The sequence below is a fragment of the Cupriavidus sp. 01L45 genome (assembly GCF_056399885.1).
Window position 1 is genome coordinate 67,702 of the sequence record NZ_JBFTSG010000042.1, and the last position, 15,922, is coordinate 83,623.

Here is a 15,922-nt window from a genome sequence, read left to right on the forward strand (position 1 = left end):
ACGAATACGGGAAATTAACTCGGTTTTGCCGGCGGCGGGATGAATCTAACATCCTTTCCATTGCCATTGCGGCAGCAAATTAATACGGCAACCAGCCTCGGAAGCCGATCCGGTAGCGTGAGTATTACTCACGAAGCTTTCGTGCCGGATGCCGCTGRCCAAGCATTTCTAATGAAAGGAGTGGCGGATGAGCCAGATCACGCAGGTACAGGGATATGAGGTGCTGGACAGCCGGGGAAATCCCACGGTGGAGGTGGAGGTCACGCTGGCCGATGGCTCGGCCGGCCGTGCCACGGTGCCTTCCGGCGCGTCGACGGGCGAGCGGGAAGCGGTGGAGTTGCGGGACCTCGACCCCAGGCGCTACCTGGGCAAGGGCGTGACCCGCGCGGTGGGCGCGGTGAACACCGAGCTGCGCGCGGCGCTTGCCGGCGTCGATGCCCGCGAGCAGCGGCAGGTCGACGACATCATGATCCGGCTCGATGGCACGCCGAACAAGAGCCGCCTCGGCGCCAATGCGCTGCTGGGCGTTTCGCTGGCGGTGGCACACGCCGCGGCCGCGTCCGCGCGCTCATCCTTGTTCGCGCATATCGGCGGCCCGCGCGCCAGTGTGCTGCCCGTGCCGATGATCAACATCATCAACGGCGGGGCGCATGCGGACAATACGATCGATTTCCAGGAGTTCATGATCGTGCCGGTGGGCGCGCCGGGCTTCGCCGAAGGCGTGCGCATGGCGTCGGAGATCTTCCACACGCTTCGGCTTGCCTTGAAGGCGGCGGGCTTCAATACGAATGTGGGGGACGAAGGCGGTTTTGCGCCCGACTTGCGCACGGCCGAGGAGGCGCTGGACTTTATCCTGCGGGCCATCGAGACAGCCGGATACCGGGCGGGCACGGAGGTGATGCTGGCCATCGATCCCGCAGCCAGCGAGCTCTTTACCGGCGGCGAATACGTCTATCGCGGGGAGGGCGTGACGCGGTCCAGCGAGGCCCAGGTGGACTATCTGGCCGGACTCGCCTCACGCTACCCGATCTTCTCGATCGAGGACGGGATGGCTGAAAACGATGCCGGGGGCTGGAAGCTGCTGACGTCCCGGCTGGGCGACAGATGCCAGCTGGTCGGCGACGATGTGTTCTGCACCAATGCCGCGTTGCTGCGCGCGGGCATCGGGAGCGGTATCGGGAACGCGATCCTGGTCAAGGCCAACCAGATCGGGACGCTGAGCGAGATGCTGGACACCGTAGGCGTGGCGCATGCGGCCGGGTACACGGCGGTGATGTCGCATCGCTCCGGCGAAACCGAGGACGTGAGCATCGCGGACCTGGCGGTGGCGACCGGATGCGGCCAGATCAAGACCGGCTCCATTTCCCGCTCCGACCGGACCGCGAAGTACAACCAGCTGATCCGCATCGAGCGAACGCTGGGCGCGCGGGCGCGGTACGCCGGCACCGCCATTCTCAAGGGCCGGACCTGATCGAGCGGCGATCCGCCTGCGCAGGCGGATCGCCGCCGCCATCACGAGCCCGCCACCTTCAGCAACACCGGATCGTTGCGATACAGGTCGGGGAACATCTGCTTCAGGTAGCCGATCTTGGGCAGGTCGTTGACGACGATATAGGGATGCGCGGGATGGTTGGTCAGGAAATTCTGGTGATAGCTTTCCGCCGGGTAGAAGGCCTTGTAGTCCTCGATGCGGGTGACGATCGGCGCCTTGAAGGCATTGGCCTTGCCCAGTTGCGCGATATACGCCTGCGCTATGCTGCGCTGTTCGGCGCCAAGCGGGAACACCGCGGAGCGGTACTGCGTGCCGTGGTCCGGACCCTGGTAGTTGAGCTGCGTGGGATTGTGCGCGACGGAGAAGAAGACCTGCAGCAGCTTGCCATAGGTGACCTGCGCCGGGTCGAACGTGACTTGCACGGATTCCGCATGGCCGGTGTTGCCGCTGCTGACGGTCTCGTACTGCGCTGTGCCGGCCGCGCCGCCGGCGTAGCCCGACGTCACCTGCTTCACGCCGCGCACGTGCTGGAACACGCCCTGCACGCCCCAGAAGCAGCCGCCCGCGAACACGGCGGTTTCGCTCTGGGCGGAAGGGGCCTTCTCGTCCAGCGCGGGTGGGGGGATCCTGACGGCGTCCTCGGCGGAGTTCGCCGCGCGCTGCCAGGCCAGCAGGCCCGCGGCCAGCATGACGAGGCCCGCGAGCCTGGCGGTGGACGAGCGCGTCCACCAGGAGGAGGCGCCGGTTGAAGAGTTCGTGGTCATGATTGCCTGTCCTTGAATATTGCCGTTGGTGATGCTGTTGATGCTGTCTGTTGCCGGTGCGCGCATCAGCCGAAGGTGAATGCGTAGGCTTCGACACCAGCGTCGAGGAATTCGATGGCAAAGGTGCGGTCGGCGACCTTGCCGTTTTGCCGCACCAGTTGATACAGCCGCTGCTCCGTGACCGTGCCGCTGCCATCCGCCGCCACGTCGGTGCCGTGCGCGTCGCCCGGCGCGGCGCCGTCGATCGTGACGCGGAAGCGCACCGGCTTGCCGTCCTTGCCCGGCCCCAGCACCAGGTGCAGGTCGCGCGCATGGAAGCGGTAGACGATGCGCCCGGACGCGCCGGCCAGCGTCGCGTGCTCGGCCCCGACCTTCCAGGTGCCGGCCAGGCCCCAGTCGTTGAGCGCGGGTTGCGCGGGTGCGGTGTAAGTGTGCGCCTTGTCTTGCGCCTCGCCGCCCGGTGATGCAAAGTTCTCCGCCCGCTCGTAGCCGAGATAGGTTTCGCCGGACTGAATCTCCGCCTTGTCGGCAGCCATCTGCACGCCTTGCGCGCCGGTGGCGCCCAGCCCCGCGGCTACCTTCGCCGCGCCGGCGTGGCCGGCTTCCGCCAGCAGTTGCTGGATCACCTGCTCGGATTTCGCGTACTCGCCTTCGCCAAAGTGGTGGAAGCGGATCTGCCCCCGCGCATCGATGAAATAGTGCGCCGGCCAATACTGGTTGTTGAAGGCGCGCCAGATCGCGTAGTTGTTGTCGACCGCGACGGGGTAGTCGATGCCAAGGTCGCGCGTGGCCTTCTTCACGTTATCGATATTGCGCTCGAAGGCAAACTCCGGCGCATGCACGCCGATCACCACCAGCCCCTGGTCGCGGTACTTCTCTGCCCACGCTTTCACGTACGGCAGGGTGCGTAGGCAGTTGATGCAGGAGTAGGTCCAGAAATCCACCAGTACCACCTTGCCGCGCAATCCCTCCACCGTGAGCGGGGGAGAGTTCAGCCACTGCACGGCTCCCGCCAGCGCCGGCAACTGGCCTTCCACGGGCAGCGGTGCCGGGCCGCCGAGCGCCGCGCGCATCATCGCGCCGGACGATGCGGTCATCGCCGGGCCGGCTTGCGCATCCTGCGCGGGCGCCGGCCTGGCCGACAGCCGGTCGACCAGGTGCTGCTCGATCCCGCCGGTGGCCACGGTCGACACGCGCGCCAGCACGCCGGTGTCCAGCCCCAGTGCAATGGCGGCCACGCCGAGCAGCATGGCGGCGCCGATCCCGCGCCGGACCCATTCCCCCGCGCCCAGCGAACGCTTCATCGCGGTAAAGACCCGGCCGCCGATCAGCAACGCGACCGCCAGCGACGTGGCCGCGCCGGCGGCATAAGCCACCAGCAGCAGCGTGGTGCCGACGCTGGCGCCGCGCAGCGCGGCCCCGGTCAGTACCAGGCCCAGGATCGGGCCGGCGCAAGGCGCCCACAGCAAACCGGTGGCGATGCCCAGCAGGAACGACGAGCCCGGCCGGACTTGCCGGCCATCGGCCTGGGCAAACGCGGAGAGCCGGCTGCCGGCGCTGACCAGCGGGTGCATCAGCCGGTCCGCCAGGCGCGGCAGCAGCAGCGTGAGGCCGAATACGGCGAGCAGCGCAATCGCCAGCCAGCGTCCGTACTGGTTGGCCTGCGTCACCCATCCGCCGCCGACGGCGGCCAGCGTTGCCACGCCCGCGAAAGTCAGCGCCATGCCTGCCAGCAGCGGCAGGCCGCTGCGCACGAATGGCTGGTCGGCCCGCGAGAACACGAAGGGCAGGACGGGCAGGATGCACGGGCTCAGGATGGTGAGCGCGCCGCCCAGATAGGCAAGGACGAGGAGGAGCATGGAATCTTCGCGGTTGGGGTTGGAGGCCCGGATGCCCGGGGGCTCAGGCGGCTTGCGGCTTGAACGCCATTGCCAGGCCGTTCATGCAGTAGCGCAGCCCGGTCGGCTTGGGGCCGTCGTCGAACAGGTGGCCCAGGTGGCCGCCGCAACGGCGGCAGTGCACTTCCGTGCGCGACATGCCGAAGGAGCGGTCCGTGCGCGTGCCGACCGCGTTGTCGAGCGGCGCCCAGAAGCTGGGCCAGCCGGTACGGCTGTCGAATTTCGTGCGCGACGAGAAGAGATCCAGCTGGCACCCCGCGCAGGCGAAGATGCCGGCACGATGCTCGTCGTTCAGCGGGCTGCTGTAGGGCCGCTCCGTGCCTTCCTGCCGCAGCACGTTGTACTGGGCCGGCGTCAGCACCTGGCGCCATTGCTCGTCGGAGCGGACCACCTCGAAGGTGTCGGCGGGCTTGCCCGCGCCCGGCTGCCCGGCCGCCATTGCCCGCCATCCGCTGGCGGCTGCGAGTGCCGCCACGGCGGCACTACCCGATACCAAAAAGCGCCTTCTGCTTCCCATGATGTGCTCCTGGCCTTGATTGGCGGGCCGTTGCGGCCGCCCGTTGCTGATCGTTGGCGCATCGTAGGCCTGGCGCAATCCCGAAGTCCTCACGAAAGGTTAAATTAATTGTGATAACTCAATGCCTCGAAATTTTGCACAATAGCCAGGCCGGCGCACTTGCCGCGGCTGCCCTGCCAGGCGCGAGCGGGATCGCGCCCCGAGGCCAGAACCGGATCACCTCAAACGGATCACCCCAAGTGGATCACCCCAAGCGCATCCTGATTGTCGAAGACGACGTCGACATCGCCAATATCCTCAGCCTGCACCTGCGCGACGAGCGCTATGACGTCGTGCACAGCGCCGAYGGCAACGAGGGCCTGCGCCTGCTGGAGCAGGGCAACTGGGACGCGCTGATCCTTGACCTGATGCTGCCCGGCGTCGATGGCCTGGAGATATGCCGGCGCGCCCGCGCCATGGCGCGCTACACGCCGATCATCATCACCAGCGCGCGGTCCAGCGAGGTGCACCGCATCCTCGGCCTGGAACTCGGCGCCGACGACTACCTCGCCAAGCCGTTCTCGGTGCTTGAACTGGTGGCGCGCGTGAAGGCGCTGCTGCGGCGGGTGGATGCGATGGCAAAGGACCTGCGGATCGACGCCGGCAGCCTGGAGCTTGGCGGCCTGTCGATCGATCCGCTGACGCGCGAGGCCACCGTGGACGGCCGGCGCATCGAACTGACGCCGCGCGAGTTCGACCTGCTGTATTTCTTCGCCCGGCATCCGGGCAAGGTGTTCTCGCGCATGGACCTGCTGAATGCCGTCTGGGGCTACCAGCACGAGGGCTACGAGCATACGGTCAACACCCATATTAACCGGCTGCGCACCAAGATCGAAGCCGATCCGGCGCAACCCAGCCGCATCCTGACCGTCTGGGGGCATGGCTACAAGCTCGCGGCGGGACCCGCGGCGGCGCAGGGGGATGCGCCGTGAACCTCGGCCTGAACCTGAGCCGGCGCCTCACCCTGACGCAGCGGCTGTCGCTCGTTTTCTCCGTGCTGCTGCTGGCCTGCTGCGGCGCCTCCGCCTGGCTGCAGGTCCGCTCGAACGACATGCGCGAGAAAGAGGTCATCCAGGACCTGTCGCGCGGGCTTGCCGGGCACATCGCCCGCAACGCGTCGCTGATGGATGCGAACGGGCTGAAGCCGGATGCCTTGCGCCGCTTGTTCGGCCAGTTGATGGTGGTGAACCCGAGCGTGGAGGTGTACCTGCTGGACAGCCAGGGGCGCATCCAGGGACACGACGCGCCGGCCGGCCACCTGCAGCGCGAGCAGGTGGACCTCAAGCCGGTGCAACGCCTGCTGGCCGGCGAGCCGCTGCCTATCCTCGGCGACGACCCGCGCAGCGCCGGCGGGCGCAAGGTGTTCAGCGCGGCGCCGCTGCGCGCGGGCGGCGGCGAGCCCTCCGGCTATATCTACGTGGTGCTGCTGGGCGAGGCGCATGACGAACTGGCGGCTAGGGCGTCAGCCAACTCGGTGCTGCGGACGACCTTGTGGTCGATGGGGCTGGTGGCGCTGCTGGGTTTGTTCGCGGGCCTGATGGCGTTCGGGCTGATTACCCGGCCGCTGCGCCGCCTGACCGAAGCGATGCGCCGCTTCGATGCCGACGCCGCGCCGCCGGCGCAGCCGCGCGTGCCGCGCCCGCCGTCCGCCAACACGCGCGATGAAATCGTCGCGCTGGAGGCGGCTTTCGCGCAGATGGCGGACCGCATCGCCGAGCAATGGCGCGCGCTGACCAAGCAGGACCAGGAGCGGCGCGAACTCGTCGCCAACATCTCCCACGACCTGCGTACGCCGCTGACCTCGCTGCATGGCTACCTGGAGACGCTGTCGCTCAAGGCCGACACGCTCAGCGAAGCCGAACGCAAGCGCTATCTGTCCATCGCGCTCGCGCAAAGCCTCAAGGTGGGCCGCCTGGCGCAATCGCTCTTCGAGCTGGCCCGGCTCGAGCACGGCATCGTCCAGCCAGCGCTGGAGGATTTTTCACTGGTGGACCTGCTGCAGGATGTCTTCCAGAAGTTCGAGCTGCCGGCCGAAGCGCGGCATCTGCGGCTGCGCGCGGGCATCCCGCAGCGCTTGCCCGCCGTCACGGCCGACCTCGGCATGATCGAGCGGGTGCTGACCAACCTGCTCGATAACGCCATCCGCCATACGCCCGCCGAAGGCGCCATCGACGTCGACCTGGCCCTGCGCGAGGGCAAGGTGTCGGTCACGGTCAGCGATACCGGCCCCGGTATTCCGCCGGAACTGCGCGACAGCCTGTTCCAGCGGCCGTTCAGTTCCGGCGGCGCGCATCGCGGTGGCGGCCTGGGTTTGCTGATCGTCCAGCGCATGCTGCAGTTGCATCACAGCCAGATCCGGCTGGTGGAACGGGCTGGCAGGGGGACAGTGTTTTGCTTTGAGCTGCCGGTGTCCGGCGGCGCATCCCGCTGAAGGGGCGGAGCTCAGTCCGCGGCCTGGCCGGCAAAGCGGGAGATCAGCCACGAGGCGGCGGGGCCGGGCGGCGTGTCGGTCCGGTAGATCGCATCGAACGGGTATAGGCCACCCTTGTAGTCCGGCAGGTCGAGCAGGACCAGGCGGCCCGAGTCGAGATCCTCCTGCACCATCGGCACCGGCATGTTTCCCCAGCCGATACCTTCGCGCAGCAGCATGTGCTTGGCACCCAGGTCGGCCAGGCGCCATGTGTGCGTGCCGATCACCGAGAAGTCCACGTTACGCGTGAGCGGGGAGCGATCCGACAGCACCAGTTGCACGTGGTGCCGTCCGGCGCCTGGCGGATTGGGGTTGGCGCTGGCCAGGGGGTGGCCCGGAGCCGCGACCGGCCGCAACATGACGCCGCCGATCCCGATGCGCTCGATCCCTGCCGTGACTGCGCTGAGCGGCCCGCTGACGCCAATCGTGGCACCCTGGTCCAGCACCAGCTGCGCCACCGCCCCAAGCGCCTCCATGTGCAAGTGAAGCGCCACCGTGGGGAATGCATCGCGGAATGCCTTCAGGGCATCCACCACCCGTGCCGCGGGGAGCATCACGTCCACCACCAGATGGAGTTCGGCCTCCAGGCCCTGCAGCAGGCCCTTTACCTTGGCGCGCAACCCCTCAATGTGCAGGTAGACCGTGCGCGCCTCGGCCAGCACGGTGCGGCCGGCCTCGGTCAGTTGCGGTTTTTTCGTGGTCGTGCGGTCGAATAACGCTACGCCGAGCTGGTTCTCCAGGTTGGCGATCGTATAGCTGATGACCGAGGTCGCCCGGCTCAGCTTTCGTGCCGCGCCGGCAAAGCTGCCCACATCCACCACAGTCAGGAAGACCTTCAGCTGATCCAGCGTCGGCGTACCGGGATTGGGCATCTTATCGATTTCATCGAACGTTTCGATCCATATTATCCCAGTTTCGCGTACGTAAAAACGCGCCTACATTTCATCCATCGGCCGCGCAACGCAATGCAAGGTAACGCAAAGTGAAGCAACGGCCATGCGGAAATACAGCCGTGCAGCGCACGTCTTGCCGCAGACCAATCCGAATCGCTTGTTTCAACCGGCCAGCCAAGGCGGCGCGGCCAAACCGAATGGAGAATCATCATGTCTCAAACCGCTCAGCTTGACGCCCGGAGCCGCACCTTTTCTGAATCCCCCGCCACGGCGGGCCTGACGCTGCTCGGCCGTGTTCTGGTCAGCGCCATCTTCCTGCTGTCCGGCGCGTCCAAGCTTGCCGCGCCGGCGGCCATGGTCGGCTACATCCAGTCGGTGGGCCTGCCGTTTCCGCAGTTGGCCCTGGGACTGGCAGTCCTGGTGGAACTGGGGGGCGGCCTCGCCCTGGTCCTGGGCTACCGCACGCGTCTGGTTGCCGCCATTCTCGCCGTCTTCAGCGCAGCCACCGCGCTGGCCTTCCATGCCAACCTGGCGGACCAGAACCAGTTCATCCACTTCTTCAAGAACATCGCGATGGCAGGCGGCTTGTTGCAGATCGTGGCCTACGGCGCTGGCCGGTTCAGCCTCGACGCGCGCCGCGGCAATGCGTGAGTCTGGCCAGACCCAGGCAAAGCGGGAGCGGGGACAGCGGTCTGCGCAGAAACGGTGTGGACATGGGTACGTGTCAGGACGATGCGCCCCGTGATCCGGCGGGGCGGAATGCGCGCATCGGAAACGCCAGCACGAAGATCAGCGCGGCCAGCACCAGCGCGGCGCTCAGGATGTACAGGCTATAGGCAAAGCCGCCTGTCGCCGCCTTGATCGCGCCGACCATGACCGGTGCGACCAGGCCGGCGCTGCCGCCGATCGTGCTGATCATGGCGATGCCGCCGGCCGCGCCGCGGTTCGCCAGGATGCTGCCGGGAACGGTCCACAGGATGGTGAAGGCGCTGGCAACGCCCGCCGACGACAGCGCCAGGCAAAACACCGCGGCAAGCGGGCTGTGCATGAACATGGTGGTGAGCGACAAGCCGAGCGCGCCAACCAGCGCCGCCACGGCAAAATGCCAGCGGCGCTCCCCGGTGCGGTCCGAATGGCGTCCCACGGCGACGGAGGCCGCGATGCCGGCGACCGCCGGCACCACTGCGTAGAAGCCCACCTGCAGCACACTCAGCCCCATCATCTTCAGCAACGTCGGCTGCCAGAACGACAAGGCATAGATGCCCAGGATGACCAGGAAGGAGATCAGGCCGAGCAGCCACACGCGCCCGTCGCGCAGCGCGGCGCCGAAGCCGTGGCTGGTGCGGTTGCCATTCGTGGCCTGGTCCTCTTCGAGCAGGCGGGCTACCCGCTGCTGTTCCGGGGCGGTCAGCCACCTTGCCCGGGCGGGCCCGTCCGCCAGCACGAAGAAGGCCAGGATGCCCAGCAACACGCTCGGGATGCCCTCCAGCAGGAAGAGCCACTGCCATCCCCGCAAGGACCACGTGCCGTTGAGAAAGGTCATCACCAGTCCGGCCAGCGGGCCCGCGACGATCGGCGCGGCGCCGTAAGCCATGAAAAACAGCGCCGTGGCCTGCGCCCGCCGCCGCGACGGGTACCACAGCGTGAAGTAGAACAGCACGCCCGGCGCGAAGCCGGCTTCCAGCACCCCGATCAGGAACCGCAGCGCATAGAACTGCGTGGGCGTGCTGACAAAGATCATGGCCGCCGACGCCAGCCCCCACAGGCCCATGATGCGCAGCAGCGTGGCCCGCACACCGATCTTCGCCAGCATCAGGTTGCTCGGGACCTCGAACAGCGCATAGCCGAGGAAGAAGATGCTGGCTCCCAGGCCGAACACAGCATCGCTGAAGCCTAGATCCTCGCGCATCTGCAACTGCGCGTAGCCGACGTTGGTCCGGTCCAGGTAGTTGAAAACGTAGCAGATGCACAGCAGGGGAAGCAGCCGCCAGGTGATCTTGCGGAACAGTTCGCTGTCGGTGGCCGGATCGCCGGCCACCATGCAGACCCGCTTTGTCAGGGTGACGGTATTCATTGCGCGGCGCTCCTGTCTTCCTGGAGCGCGGCAGTCTTTGCGACTGCCAGTTCGCCGAATGCGGTCTCGCCCCACAGGTGGCTGGATGGCGCGCCGGGGAACAGCCAGTACGGCGTGCACTCGGACGAAGGCACGACATTGCTGAACGGATGGGCTTCCGAAGTGCCCGCGATGGTCTTCTCCAGCACCATCGACAGGTACTGGTCGTTGCTGCCCTCCTGGGTATTGCCGTTCAGGATCACTTCCGCGCCGGTGGCGCGGGCAAAGCGCCGGATGCCGTTGTGGCGCGAGTTCGCAGGCGCCCAGCTATCCGCCGAGACGCCGTTTTCGCTGCTGACGCGGATGCCGTCTGGCGCGCGGTACACCAGCGAGTGGTTGCCTTCCGTATGTCCTGGCGTATGCACGAGTGCCAGGCCGCGCCCCAGGCGCACGCTGCCGCTGAAGGCGACGATGCGTTCCGGCTGCACGCCCGCCAGGCCATTGGGACAGTACCAGTCGGCCTGTACCGGCAGCAGGCCGTGCACGCTGGCCAGTTCTTGCTGGTGCACCAGCAACCTGGCGTTCGGCAACAGCCCGGCGTGGCCGTTGCTGCCGAGCCAGCGGCGTACGTCCTGCGTGTGCAGGTGATCGTAGGTGATGTAGTCGATCTGCTCCGGCGCCACGCCGCAGCGCTCGAGCGCCTGCGGCACGGTGGCGTAGACGGGCGCGATGGTGCTGTGCAGGAATTGCGGCGTCTGCGTGCCCATGCGCTTGAAGTAAGGCGTCTCGGCGCCCGCCTCGAAGTCCGCGGGAGTGAACAACAGCGTGCGCAACTGTCCCGCGAAGTCCTCGTACTGGATCAAGGTCATGCGCGATAGCAGGTGGATCAGGTGCGGCTTGAGCATCTGCTGCGAGTACACGCCGTTGAACGCATACCAGGCAGGGTAGGGGACTCGCAAAAGGTTGAAGCTGCGCGCGAACCGTACCGGCGGCTCCTCCAGGAACTGTTCGCGGAACTGCTGCCCCGCGCGGCGCAGCGCGCGCAAGCGGTCCTGCGGGGCGGGCGCGCCGCGGGCGCCGTCGAAATCGGAGAGCGGCAACGGGCCGGACGGATCGGGTTCGCGTTTCATGCGGTGTCTCCTGTGGTCTTTGCTTTATCGTTTTTGTTTGTTCTCTTTCCCCCCAGCGTGGCAATGCTCAAAAGGCAGGTTCGGCCTGGTGCGCCTGCGGCTGCCCCAGCAGGCCGCCGATCAGCCGGGGCAATATCTCGGGCGGCGTTCCGGCCAGCAACTGGCGCATCATCGTCAGCGTGTCGAAATACACGCGCTCGCAGACCAGCCGCTCGTCTTCGAAGATGAACAGCGCGATCATGCGGCAGCGAAAGGCATTGCCCGTCGGCGGCAGGCCGCGCAGCGGGCCGCGGTGCGTGCCAAGCAGCCAGAACTCGACGATGACGGAATCGTCCGTGTGACGAAGCTGGATGATCTCGTGCCGTTGGTCGGGGAAGGCCTTGCGGCTGTCGATGTAGTACTGGCGCACGGTATCGGTGCCGTCGTGCACTTCGCCGCTCGGGATCAGCTCATAGTGCGGATGCGGAAAGGTAGCGAGCACCGCGTCGAAATCCTGCCGCGTTTCGTCGGCAAAGTGGTCAAGCACAAGGCGTTCGCGGTGTGCCTTGAGTTCGGAGGAAACGGTCATGTTGTAGCTCCATGTGGGGCAATCTGCGGATCGGTGCGGCTGGTGCCGCCATCCGTTGCCTGGAGCGATTATCTGCAGCGCGCCGCGGGAAGACTGTCGCGGCTTGGCAGTTGCTGATCCGGATAAACCCCGTGCCGGGGTTGATGAGGGCCGGGCGGCTACGCGTCCGCCGCTTCCTGCGCCGGCATGCCCATGCGTGTCGTCAGTTCGACATAGATGGCTACGCTCGCGGTCCGCAAGGGGTAGCAGGCAACCTCGTCCGAACGGGGTCTTCCGTGCGGCCGGTGCCGCGAACGCTTGCAGGCTGAGCAGCCCGGAGACCGGCATGGGCGCTATCGGCGTGCGCATGTTCCTCCCGAGTGCTTCGCCGGGGTACCATGCCGCCATGGTCAAACTTGCTCGCTCCCGAACCTCGGTCAGCCCGGATACGCCGCAGGCGCTGTTCTTGACCGGGGACGCCGCGGGCGCTGTCGGGCTGTTTCCTGTGATACCCGGCGCAGCGCTTGTCGTGCGTCGCCCATAGCCGTTCCTTGAGACGTTCCTTTTGTATTCCCTTGACGGAGCCTGTACGCATGCAAGAACCGAAAGCCGCCGATCTCCCTTCGCCACGTTTCGAAACCGGCCCGACGCTATGGGTAGCCGGACTCAGCGACCGTTTCACGCCGGACACGCACGCGGGCATCCCGGCACTCTGGCAGACGTTCATTCCCTATATCGGACAGGTCCCGGGCCAGGTGGGCTGGATCACCTACGGCTTGTGCTGCAATCCCGGGAAGGACGGCAGCTTCGAGTATGTCGCCGGTGTCGAGGTGCGGAGCCCGGACGGGCTGCCACCGTCCTTTCGCTCCATCAAGGTAGACCCGCAGCGCTATGCCGTGTTCGAGCATGCTGGCGATATCTCGACGCTGCACGTGACCTGCCGCACCATCTGGCAAACGTGGCTGCCGGCATCAGGCTTCCAGTCGGGGCATGCTCCCGATTTCGAGCGCTATAGCGCGGACTTCGATCCTGTCGCGGGAACCGGCACGGTGGAAATCTGGTTGCCGCTCAGGGACGCGGTGAGCGGGCCGGCATAAGGACTAGCTACCAGCATGTACAGAAAGCCAGCCGGCGTCATGTTTTTGATACTGCATTCGGCAAGCAGCTTCGCCACGGCACAGTGCCCACCCGACGCGTCCTGCGGCCCCTTGACGCCGGAATTCAAGGTGGCGATGTACGCCTCCATCGTTGCCTTCCCGATGGCGTGCGCGAAGCTGGATCCCGCGAATGCGGCTCGCTACACGGCAGCCCTGCAGACGGAGCTTGGCAAGCTGGACGCCGGGGACCGGCAAGCCATGGCCGAGGCGGCGCGCGACCCTGCTCTGCCAGAGATGCTGGCTGCCGCCGGGAAGAAGCTCGACGAGGAGCAATCGCCCCGGATGCTGCTGAAAAAATGCGACCGCGCCCTCCGGCGCTCCGAAGCGGGCGAGACGGCAAGCCAGAATCGATAGCGCAGCCGGCGCGCAGGCGCGCGCGGGGAGCTTGACAGCATTTTTGCCATCAGCCACCAAAAGGCCATCCGCGCAGGGTGTTGGGCCACGACCGACGCGTTCAGCCGGTTGTTGGCCGCGCCCCATCATTTGCTCCCCGTTTTGGGCTCTTCCGTGCACACCGCGTGGCCCCGCGCCCATGGCATGGCGTGTGCTCTGTGGGAAGGTAGAGCGCCTTTCGCGGCGTTCGTCCCCCACTTCGAAGGAGCACATCATGAATCGCAAATTCGCCTGTACCGCCATCACCGCCGCCGCAATTGCCGCAGCTCTCCTGGGAGGTACCGCCTACGCCTCCGGCCCGCGGGACAGTACCGTCTCCGGTGACAAATACGGCTACAACTTCCGCACTGGCAAGACCGACGCGTTCACCGACGGTGGCCGTAGCGGCAAGTTCGACACCTTCAGTGACGGCGCCCGCATGGTCGATCCGTACACCGACGGCGGACGCATGGTCGACCCTTACACCGACGGTGGACGCATGGTCTCCGGCATGGACCGCAGGGGCGTATCGGCCGAGCCTTCGCGCAGCTTCGACGTCTACACCGACGGCGCCAATACGTGAGTGGCTGGCAGCACCCGCCACGCCAGCATCTCGCCAGATCCGCGCATGCGGGCCTGGCGAGGGCTGGATCCCGGCCTATCCGGAATCGGCCGCGCAGCGCGTCGCGTGCATCCGCCTGGCGAGGTAGGCAAGGTTGTGCGCGACAAACAGCGCCAGCAGTATCGCAGCTACGCTCCAGGCAAGCGGCGGCAACCAGGGCAACAGGGCCGCTATCTCCGGATGCTTGCTGGCCCCTGACGTGACGATGGCAATCCGTGTGAACGCGGCGAGCGCGGACAGCGCGAACACCAGCCCGGTGAAGCAGCCTTCACGCCCGACATGGCCTGCATCAATGGCGGCGTTCGCAGCGGTGCCGAAGATCACTCCCCACAGCCCGCCTGTCACGCATTGCATGGCCAGGACCCCGGCAAGGGAAGCCGCCGACGCGAATCCGAACAGGGCCAGCGTGCCAAGCGCGGTGGCCGCCAGCAGCAGAACATAGGCCGGGAGGCGCCTGAAGACTGCGGATCCCGGCAACAGCACGCACAGCGCAAAGCCGATCCAGAATGCCGGCATGACGCGAACCAGATCGGACGCCGGCATGAATTTCAGGTATGCCGGCGCCGAGTTGACAGTTGTGTGGATCTGAAATCCCAGCGCCAGGGACCAGACGGCAGCAAAGAACAGCCAGATCATCCGCGCACGCCCAGCGCCGCGTGCTGTCATTCCTGCATCGTCAACAAGGGGCGCAGGCAATGTCTCGGCCCAGCGTAACGCTGCGACAGCCACGACGAGGCCCGCGCTTGCAACGACAAAGGGCAAGGTCGGCGATATACCGCGCAGCCAGACGGTAAGCGTGGGCGCCAGCGCGGCGGCGATGCCAAGGCCGAGAAAGGAGCACGCCACAAAGAACGGCGTGGCCGAAGTCTTCATGCTCCTGCTGATGATCACCATGGGCGGCGCGCGCAGCGCCGAAGATGTCGCGGCCCACACCGCGGTCAGGCCAATCAGGAGCACTGGTGAAGTCGCGTGCGGCAGCAGGACAAACGCGGCGCACGAAGCCACGGTCATGGCCAGTATCCACCCGCCAAGATGCCGCATCGCATTCGCGACACGATCCGCGGCAATGCCCAGCGCGCAATCCATGGCGACAAAGATCACCTGGTCCATCAACAGGATCCAGGCGGCATGTTCCCGGGGAATGCCCGCCTGCGCCGCCAGTTGCGGAAGAAACGCGAGGTATAGCGTCCACGTGACCGCGAGCAGGAATTGCACGGAACAAAAGATCAGGGCGCGCATTGATCTCTCCGGCTATGCATCGAGGGAATCGGTCATTCACCCGCGGCCGCGCGGCAGCATGCCCATGCCGCCAAACCCTTCACCACCAAGCATAGAGCAGGCGCTTGTTGCGCGAAAGCGTGCACTTTGTGCGGGACATGCACCATGTCCCGGGACGGATTCATCCCGCTGTGCATGCCGCAGCGTTGCCGGCTTGAGTCCCCCGCCACGATGAACAATACTGGGCCATAGGCTCGCAGGACGGAGTGGGCGGGACCTGCGCATGCCGAAGTCATATCAAGGAGCGATCCATGTTGCGCGACAGTCATGCATTCAGCGGATTCTCGGTCGACGACATCGCAAAAGCGACGGACTTCTATGGCGGAACGCTGGGCCTGGAAGTGACAAAGACCGGGGGCGTGCTGACGCTGTACCTTGCTGGCGGCAACAACGTGTTGCTCTATCCCAAGGCAAACCATGCGCCAGCCACGTTTACCGTGCTGAATTTTCCCGTGGAAAGCGTGGACCGCGCCGTGGAACAGCTGGGCAAGCGCGGCGTGCGGTTCGAGATCTACGACCTGCCTGGGCTGAAGACCGACGAACGCGGGATCTGCCGGGACAGCGGCGGCCCTGTCATTGCGTGGTTCAAGGATCCGGCGGGCAACATCCTCTCGGTGCTTGAGCCGATGTAGGTCTTTGCAGCCGGCGGCGGGGCAGCGGCAGATCTCTGCGCGATATCCGAGGTGACAT

At 66.6% G+C, this 15,922-nt stretch carries 16 protein-coding genes; 8 read left to right on the forward strand and 8 right to left on the reverse strand.

Annotation, left to right across the window (positions count from 1 at the left end; translation table 11 throughout):
• Nucleotides 1-187 precede the first annotated feature (187 nt).
• Complete coding sequence (gene eno / locus AC1DT6_RS26500; RefSeq protein WP_441626025.1) at nucleotides 188-1,471, forward strand: phosphopyruvate hydratase; 1,284 nt, start codon at nucleotides 188-190, stop codon at nucleotides 1,469-1,471.
• Nucleotides 1,472-1,512: 41 nt separating this feature from the next.
• Here eno and msrA read toward each other — a convergent pair whose 3' ends face one another.
• From msrA to msrB, 3 genes are all read right to left on the reverse strand, one after another.
• Complete coding sequence (gene msrA / locus AC1DT6_RS26505; protein ID WP_441626027.1) at nucleotides 1,513-2,256, reverse strand: peptide-methionine (S)-S-oxide reductase MsrA; 744 nt, start codon at nucleotides 2,254-2,256, stop codon at nucleotides 1,513-1,515.
• A 65-nt stretch (nucleotides 2,257-2,321) separates the two neighbouring features.
• Nucleotides 2,322-4,115 (reverse strand): cytochrome c biogenesis protein DipZ, encoded by a 1,794-nt coding sequence (locus AC1DT6_RS26510; RefSeq protein ID WP_441626028.1) that lies wholly within the window; start codon nucleotides 4,113-4,115, stop codon nucleotides 2,322-2,324.
• A 43-nt stretch (nucleotides 4,116-4,158) separates the two neighbouring features.
• The gene (gene msrB, locus AC1DT6_RS26515; protein ID WP_441626029.1) at nucleotides 4,159-4,671 is read right to left on the reverse strand and encodes a peptide-methionine (R)-S-oxide reductase MsrB; all 513 of its coding nucleotides are present in this window, start codon (nucleotides 4,669-4,671) and stop codon (nucleotides 4,159-4,161) included.
• 239 nt (nucleotides 4,672-4,910) lie between these two features.
• Between msrB and AC1DT6_RS26520 the strand changes: the two genes are divergently transcribed.
• Both AC1DT6_RS26520 and AC1DT6_RS26525 read left to right on the forward strand, forming a co-directional pair.
• Nucleotides 4,911-5,642 (forward strand): response regulator transcription factor, encoded by a 732-nt coding sequence (locus tag AC1DT6_RS26520; RefSeq protein WP_441626030.1) that lies wholly within the window; start codon nucleotides 4,911-4,913, stop codon nucleotides 5,640-5,642.
• A complete protein-coding gene (locus AC1DT6_RS26525; protein ID WP_441626032.1) occupies nucleotides 5,639-7,141 on the forward strand; it encodes a sensor histidine kinase in 1,503 nt (500 codons plus the stop codon). Before AC1DT6_RS26520 ends, AC1DT6_RS26525 begins: the two co-directional genes overlap by 4 nt.
• 11 nt (nucleotides 7,142-7,152) lie before the next feature.
• Here AC1DT6_RS26525 and AC1DT6_RS26530 read toward each other — a convergent pair whose 3' ends face one another.
• Nucleotides 7,153-8,052, reverse strand: a complete 900-nt coding sequence (locus AC1DT6_RS26530; protein WP_441626034.1) for a LysR family transcriptional regulator — start codon at nucleotides 8,050-8,052, stop codon at nucleotides 7,153-7,155.
• Nucleotides 8,053-8,283: 231 nt separating this feature from the next.
• Here AC1DT6_RS26530 and AC1DT6_RS26535 point away from each other — a divergent pair, with 231 nt between their 5' ends.
• Nucleotides 8,284-8,724, forward strand: a complete 441-nt coding sequence (locus AC1DT6_RS26535) for a DoxX family protein (protein ID WP_441626036.1) — start codon at nucleotides 8,284-8,286, stop codon at nucleotides 8,722-8,724.
• 73 nt (nucleotides 8,725-8,797) lie between these two features.
• Here the strand turns inward: AC1DT6_RS26535 and AC1DT6_RS26540 are convergent, their stop codons facing one another.
• From AC1DT6_RS26540 to AC1DT6_RS26550, 3 genes are all read right to left on the reverse strand, one after another.
• Nucleotides 8,798-10,147, reverse strand: a complete 1,350-nt coding sequence (locus tag AC1DT6_RS26540) for an MFS transporter (RefSeq protein ID WP_441626038.1) — start codon at nucleotides 10,145-10,147, stop codon at nucleotides 8,798-8,800.
• On the reverse strand, nucleotides 10,144-11,256 hold the full coding sequence (locus tag AC1DT6_RS26545; RefSeq protein WP_441626040.1) for an MBL fold metallo-hydrolase: 1,113 nt from the start codon (nucleotides 11,254-11,256) through the stop codon (nucleotides 10,144-10,146). The genes AC1DT6_RS26540 and AC1DT6_RS26545 overlap by 4 nt, the downstream gene beginning before the upstream one ends.
• Before the next feature lie 67 nt (nucleotides 11,257-11,323).
• Entirely contained in the window at nucleotides 11,324-11,824 is a 501-nt protein-coding gene (locus AC1DT6_RS26550; RefSeq protein WP_441626042.1) for an ester cyclase, read from the reverse strand.
• A gap of 572 nt (nucleotides 11,825-12,396) precedes the next feature.
• Here AC1DT6_RS26550 and AC1DT6_RS26555 point away from each other — a divergent pair.
• The 3 genes from AC1DT6_RS26555 (at nucleotide 12,397) to AC1DT6_RS26565 (ending at nucleotide 13,915) form a co-directional block, all read left to right on the forward strand.
• Nucleotides 12,397-12,900 (forward strand): GyrI-like domain-containing protein, encoded by a 504-nt coding sequence (locus AC1DT6_RS26555; protein WP_441626044.1) that lies wholly within the window; start codon nucleotides 12,397-12,399, stop codon nucleotides 12,898-12,900.
• Between the two features lie 111 nt (nucleotides 12,901-13,011).
• Nucleotides 13,012-13,314 carry a hypothetical protein gene (locus tag AC1DT6_RS26560; protein ID WP_441626046.1) on the forward strand — a complete coding sequence of 101 codons (303 nt, stop codon included), beginning with the start codon at nucleotides 13,012-13,014 and terminating at the stop codon, nucleotides 13,312-13,314.
• Nucleotides 13,315-13,567: 253 nt separating this feature from the next.
• Nucleotides 13,568-13,915: a hypothetical protein gene (locus tag AC1DT6_RS26565; RefSeq protein ID WP_441626048.1), complete on the forward strand. Its 348-nt coding sequence runs from the start codon at nucleotides 13,568-13,570 to the stop codon at nucleotides 13,913-13,915.
• A 75-nt stretch (nucleotides 13,916-13,990) separates the two neighbouring features.
• On the opposite strand, the gene AC1DT6_RS26570 is transcribed toward AC1DT6_RS26565, so the two are convergent.
• Nucleotides 13,991-15,193, reverse strand: coding sequence for an MFS transporter (locus tag AC1DT6_RS26570; RefSeq protein WP_441626050.1), 1,203 nt, complete (start codon nucleotides 15,191-15,193; stop codon nucleotides 13,991-13,993).
• Nucleotides 15,194-15,483: 290 nt separating this feature from the next.
• Here AC1DT6_RS26570 and AC1DT6_RS26575 point away from each other — a divergent pair, with 290 nt between their 5' ends.
• The gene (locus AC1DT6_RS26575; RefSeq protein WP_441626052.1) at nucleotides 15,484-15,864 is read left to right on the forward strand and encodes a VOC family protein; all 381 of its coding nucleotides are present in this window, start codon (nucleotides 15,484-15,486) and stop codon (nucleotides 15,862-15,864) included.
• The last annotated feature ends 58 nt before the right edge of the window (nucleotides 15,865-15,922 follow it).

What these genes read in the sequence shown, in the direction of transcription:
- AC1DT6_RS26530 (WP_441626034.1), bottom strand. Translation starts at nt 8,052, where the DNA reads ATGCCCAATCCCGGTACGCCGACGCTGGATCAGCTGAAGGTCTTCCTG.
- msrA (WP_441626027.1), bottom strand. Translation starts at nt 2,256, where the DNA reads ATGACCACGAACTCTTCAACCGGCGCCTCCTCCTGGTGGACGCGCTCG.
- AC1DT6_RS26565 (WP_441626048.1), top strand. Translation starts at nt 13,568, where the DNA reads ATGAATCGCAAATTCGCCTGTACCGCCATCACCGCCGCCGCAATTGCC.
- AC1DT6_RS26540 (WP_441626038.1), bottom strand. Translation starts at nt 10,147, where the DNA reads ATGAATACCGTCACCCTGACAAAGCGGGTCTGCATGGTGGCCGGCGAT.
- AC1DT6_RS26535 (WP_441626036.1), top strand. Translation starts at nt 8,284, where the DNA reads ATGTCTCAAACCGCTCAGCTTGACGCCCGGAGCCGCACCTTTTCTGAA.
- AC1DT6_RS26545 (WP_441626040.1), bottom strand. Translation starts at nt 11,256, where the DNA reads ATGAAACGCGAACCCGATCCGTCCGGCCCGTTGCCGCTCTCCGATTTC.
- AC1DT6_RS26555 (WP_441626044.1), top strand. Translation starts at nt 12,397, where the DNA reads ATGCAAGAACCGAAAGCCGCCGATCTCCCTTCGCCACGTTTCGAAACC.
- AC1DT6_RS26510 (WP_441626028.1), bottom strand. Translation starts at nt 4,115, where the DNA reads ATGCTCCTCCTCGTCCTTGCCTATCTGGGCGGCGCGCTCACCATCCTG.
- AC1DT6_RS26550 (WP_441626042.1), bottom strand. Translation starts at nt 11,824, where the DNA reads ATGACCGTTTCCTCCGAACTCAAGGCACACCGCGAACGCCTTGTGCTT.
- AC1DT6_RS26570 (WP_441626050.1), bottom strand. Translation starts at nt 15,193, where the DNA reads ATGCGCGCCCTGATCTTTTGTTCCGTGCAATTCCTGCTCGCGGTCACG.
- eno (WP_441626025.1), top strand. Translation starts at nt 188, where the DNA reads ATGAGCCAGATCACGCAGGTACAGGGATATGAGGTGCTGGACAGCCGG.
- AC1DT6_RS26575 (WP_441626052.1), top strand. Translation starts at nt 15,484, where the DNA reads ATGTTGCGCGACAGTCATGCATTCAGCGGATTCTCGGTCGACGACATC.
- msrB (WP_441626029.1), bottom strand. Translation starts at nt 4,671, where the DNA reads ATGGGAAGCAGAAGGCGCTTTTTGGTATCGGGTAGTGCCGCCGTGGCG.